Genomic DNA, 4,987 nt, shown 5'->3' with positions numbered 1-4,987 from the left:
TCGGCATGGAGGCGATGGTCTCCTACATCGACGGCGACCCCGACCGCCCGCTGATTACGGGATTGGTGCCGAACCCGCAGCAGGCCGTGCCTTACGATCTGCCGGCCAATAAGACACGCTCGATCATCCGCTCGAACTCGCACAAATCGGAAGGCTTCAACGAGCTGACCTTCGAGGATGCGACCGGTGCGGAGAACATGTTCCTGCATGCCCAGAAGGATCAGACGACACGGGTCCTGAACAACCGCACCAAGCGGGTGGACGCGCATGAGGTGGCCTCGATCGGAGGCAACCGGGCGCTGGAGGTGGCGCGGAACCAGAAGACCGAGGTTGGGGGCTCGATGAACCTGACGGTCGGCGGGACGGGGGCGATGGCGGCCGGGCTGATGACGCAGGTGGCCGGGCTTGCCGGCCACACGGCAGGGCTGTTGTCTCAGGCGGGGGCGATCGCCGGTGGCGGCGGCGCGGCGCTGACCGGCTTTGCCGGCACGCTCGCCTCTTCGGCGCTGGGCTTTCTCGGCATGGGCGGCCTCGGCGCGCGCGACGGCGTCGTCTCGGGACCGAACCCGCGCGCCGATGCGGGCACGGCTCTCGCCGGTTCCGGTGCAGGAATGGGCGAGGACGCGTCGAACCTCTTCCCCTTCGGCGGCATCATGAACACCGTCGTCGGTGCCTTCAAATCCGACACCGTTGGCGTCGCCCGCGCCGAGCAGATCGGCGTGAGCAAGGTCACAAATGTCGGCGCCACGCAGCTCGAAAGCACGGGCAAATACCGCAAGATCGCCGTCGGCGAGGAATTCGTCATCGAGTGCGGGGATTCCAAGTTCATCATGAAGGCGAACGGTGAGGTGATCATCCTCGGCAAGACCTTCAATTTCGTCGCGACAGACCACTTTCAGATGCGCGGCAAGCCGATCGACATGAATTGAGTTCGGCTCGATGAAGCTCGTCAACCCGACCCCGCTCACTGCTGTCGCCTTCCGCCAGTTCGACCGCGACGGCGGGCTCGATGTCGTGGTGTCTGCGAAGGCGACCTTTCTGCACCGGCAGGGGGGCGGGCTGCGGCTTCATCGTGAGCAGGAGCCCTTCCAGTGGGAGGACGCTTATGAGGGCGAGCCTCATGCCAGCCCGCTCGTCCGGCAGACGGATCTGACGCCTGAAAAGGTCGGGACTGACGTTACCTTTCTGGGCACCGCTCAGGCGCCGGGCTGTAAGCTGCTCGCCGAATGGCCAGTGCGTCTGCAACTCGGACCGGTCGACAAGCGGCTCAACGTGGCGGGCCCACGCCAATGGTTGCCGGATACGGAGGTGCGATGGCCTGGTCTTCACGCTAAAGCGTCGAAGCGCGCACTCGTCGGCTGGACGTTGACCGAGCCGGAGCCGACGAACTGCGTGCCGTTGAGCTGGGCTTTCGCCTTGGGTGGTCCGCTTCCAACGAGCCCCGACCACAGCGGACCCGTCGATGTCGAGCAGCGCAATCCGCTGGGGCGTGGCCTGGTGGATCTGAAGATGGGCCCGGATGCCGGGCCGTGCCCCGCCCATCAGATCTCTTGGCCCGACGAGACGGAGCCGGACTGGCGCGCGCCACGCGCGCCCGCTGGCCTTGGTCCGTTGTCGCCCTGGTGGCGGGAGCGCGAGCAATATGTTGGCACGTACGATCAGGCTTGGCTGGACGAGCGCCATCCGCTCCTGCCGGAGGATTTCGATTTGCGTTTCTGGCAGTCGTCGCCGCCGGACCAGATCGCCATTCCCCATCTGAAGGGCAACGAGGCCTATCGACTGGAAAACCTGTCGCCGGACTTTGCCGTTGCGGAAGGCCGACTGCCGGATGTGACACTGGCAGTACGCACAGATGGAACGCCCACCGACGGCTGGCATGACCTGGCGCTCGACGGCGTGCACTTCGACTGGCGGGAGGACCATCGGGTGATCCTCACCTGGCGCGGGCGGTTTCCTTTGCCGGAGGCGGCCGGAGTGACGCTGACGCTCGCCCGGGTGATGAGCGAGCGCACCGCCGCGCCGGCGCGGGCGCAACCGGAGGCGGCCGATGTCGACGCCTGAGGAGACGCCTAAGGATAAGATGACAGCCGGCTGGGGCGATCTGGTCGAGGCGGGGTCGGATTATGCGGGGGAGCCTGGTTACCCGGCGCCGTGGACGACCGGCGAGCCCAGAGAAGGTCTGCGCGACACCGACGAGGCGAGGATCGTCTGTCTCGCTCCGGACGTTTGCCTGACGCCTATTGGCTCCTCGGTGGTGCCGGTCCTCTACCAGATCGTCGATTATTGCGGGCATGACGAAGCCTATACGCCATCGGTGCGCTTCACCGGGCAAAAGGCGATGGTCCTCCGCTCCAATACCACGCATGTGCACGGGGATAAGCCGGGCACGGCAAAGGGTATAAAATCCGGCACGGTTGAGGACATCTGCGAGCCGATCGGCCATGCGCCTGAGGTGCGCGCCGAGGGCTCGCCGGTGATCCGCCATCTCGACCGGTGCTGGATGAATTGCAGGAACACGGTGGGCGAGGCGATCTTCGTCAAGGACACCGCCACCTATCAGCCACCTGAGGATGACGACCCGATCCCGGGGTCGCTGCGGCGCATTGAAGAGGGGGGCACGCAGAGCGAGCCGCTGGTTATGAGCGACGCCTCGCCCGATCCGCTCATCATGGGGGCCCAATATGCGCAGGCGATGCCGGCGGAGCAGCCTTTACCATCGCCAGCTCCGTCGTCTCCTCCTTCGGGGCCCGAAACTCCTGGTGGGAAAACCCCGATACCTACTCCCGCAAATGACAATCGGCCTCAGCTCCGTCGCGGCATTTTTGGACGACTTCGTCCGAACCCTTTCTGGTGGTGGCTGCAACATACGATAGAAAAATATCCGGAAGATCGCCGTCGAATCCGGGCGGGGGAATTGGACCGTGTTGCCGAAGATCCGTCGCTGAGCGAGGACGCGGCCGATATTCTTCATGATACGGCCGAGCGGATGCGCAATGCGCCGACACCCGCAGATGCCGAGCAAATTGAACAAGTCGGTTGGGAACGTCTGCGTGAACTGGAGCAACAAGGCCGACTGAACCCGACCGCAGAAGAAAAGACCCGAGAAGACGAGAACCGCGAAGCAAACAAAGCAGTTGAACATTCAAAAAATCTGGCTTTGGCCCTTGATCACAACGTTCGAGTTGATACGAGAAACAAGAGAAAGTATCCGTGTATCGTTGGTCCCTATAAATATGTAAGTATGATCTGTCCTGGCGAAGCACATCATCTCATTCCAGATAGGGTTTACCGGTTGGGCAAAGCACCAGAACTCGAGCCTGAGAAGAATTCTACGGACAACCGCATACCTAATTCTCCGACCTATAACGGCGGCCAAGCCATCTGCCTTTCGGAGTCCATGCATCGTACGGGTGAAGATGCTATCCATAAATCGTTAGACGATGCTCTCAAAAAATTGGGTGATGGTCGGACCTATAAGCCGAAGGGAACGGCCCCACTTGGGAAGATCAGGGACGAAGTCTACAAGGCTATCGATAAGGTTGAGGAATTATCGCAGGAGTGTCGAGAAAGAGCAAAAAAAGCTACATACGCTCAGGTCGTGGGTAGACGAAATCAGCCCGGCCGTACCTCGATGCATCCCCCCAAAGACGCCGATGTGATCCGGGTCCTCAAAGCTGGAACATATGAAGCTGGGACATATTAGGAGTTCGACATTTTAGGAGTTCGACATTGAAACTCTTCGACCCATACCGCCTCTACACGGCCTTTGCCCTGAACAAGGACACGTTCGGCATCACCTTCAGCGGTTCGGAATACGACGATATGTATTCCTATATCCTGATCCACGAGGGGCATTTGGAGCAGCCGTGGAGTCGTTTTGACGTCCCCCGCAACATCACCGGGCTGACCGGCCAGGTTGCCCCGGATGGACGCCCGATCTTTTATGCCCTCAGCGACGAAGGCGAGGTCTATACTCTGCCGGCGGGAGACGACGAGCCGGGCAAACTCAAGATCGAAGGCGCTGGCGTTTGGTCCGACGATGCGACGGATCTCGGCTATGTCAATTCGATTGCCCTGATCGGCGGCGCGCTGCTGGTCACCGGCTATCATTCGCAGCTCTACCGCGTGTCGGAGACCGGCTGGGACTGGTTTCACGAGGATACGCTGCCCCGGGCACCAGAGACCTATGACTACCTCATCTTTGGCGATCTGGACGGTCCCGCGGAAGACGACCTCTATATGAGTGTCACCTATTCCCCGACGAGCACAAACCGCGAGTTGACGGAGGAAGAAGAGGACGAAATGGATCGGCTATACCTCGCCGGTAAGAATGACGAGGCATACGCGATCCGAAAAGCAGCGGAAGGCCCGTCGCGTGTTCATGAAGGCCGGCTGTATCATTGGAACGGGGAGGAATGGCGGATCGTCGCCACGCCACGTGCCGGGCGTTATGAGCCGACGCCGGCGACGCTGGCCGACATCTTCGTCGAAGCACCAGACAGGGTCTGGGCTGTTGGCCACAATGGGGTGATCCTTCTCGGCAACGCCACCTACGGCTTTCAGGACGTCTCCTTCAAGGGCGACGACGACAGCTTGATTTCCATCACCAGGTTCCGGGACAAGATGGTTATCGCGTCCAACTACGCGCTGCATTGGTTCGACGGCCATATGCTATCGCCGCTGCGCCCGGTGCTCGATCCTTCGATCAACGATGGCGTGCCCAACCCGCTGAAGGTCCAGGCGGTTGACGACCTGCTCTTCTACTTCGATTCCAAGCACGGCGTTCGCACCTTCGACGGCGAGCATTGGACGCAGATCACCATCCCGCCGGAACTTCTTGAGCGGAATTTCAAGGGGCTGCCGCGACCCTAGAATTGGACGAAGGCCGTCTTCGTCCCGTCGATGCCAGCGAGCGTCGGGGGCCACTCTTCCGGGCATCTTTCGACGCATGGCGGCGGCGCTATTCCTATGTGTCGGGCAAGCGCTC

At 61.7% G+C, this 4,987-nt stretch carries 4 protein-coding genes; all 4 read left to right on the top strand.

Annotated features, from left to right (window positions below):
- Positions 1 to 929: bacteriophage T4 gp5 trimerisation domain-containing protein (locus EO094_RS18345; RefSeq protein ID WP_425455924.1), on the top strand; the 929-nt coding region annotated here is incomplete at its 5' end.
- Positions 930 to 939: 10 nt separating this feature from the next.
- On the top strand, positions 940 to 2,061 hold the full coding sequence (locus tag EO094_RS18340; protein ID WP_128294355.1) for a DUF2169 family type VI secretion system accessory protein: 1,122 nt from the start codon (positions 940 to 942) through the stop codon (positions 2,059 to 2,061).
- Positions 2,048 to 3,703: a DUF4150 domain-containing protein gene (locus EO094_RS18335; RefSeq protein ID WP_164879728.1), complete on the top strand. Its 1,656-nt coding sequence runs from the start codon at positions 2,048 to 2,050 to the stop codon at positions 3,701 to 3,703. Before EO094_RS18340 ends, EO094_RS18335 begins: the two co-directional genes overlap by 14 nt.
- 26 nt (positions 3,704 to 3,729) lie before the next feature.
- On the top strand, positions 3,730 to 4,872 hold the full coding sequence (locus tag EO094_RS18830) for a hypothetical protein (RefSeq protein WP_246008612.1): 1,143 nt from the start codon (positions 3,730 to 3,732) through the stop codon (positions 4,870 to 4,872).
- The last annotated feature ends 115 nt before the right edge of the window (positions 4,873 to 4,987 follow it).

This window comes from Afifella aestuarii, assembly GCF_004023665.1.
Taxonomy (GTDB): domain Bacteria; phylum Pseudomonadota; class Alphaproteobacteria; order Rhizobiales; family Afifellaceae; genus Afifella; species Afifella aestuarii.
Note: the sequence above shows the minus strand (reverse complement) of the source record. Positions and strands in the feature narration are given on the sequence as shown.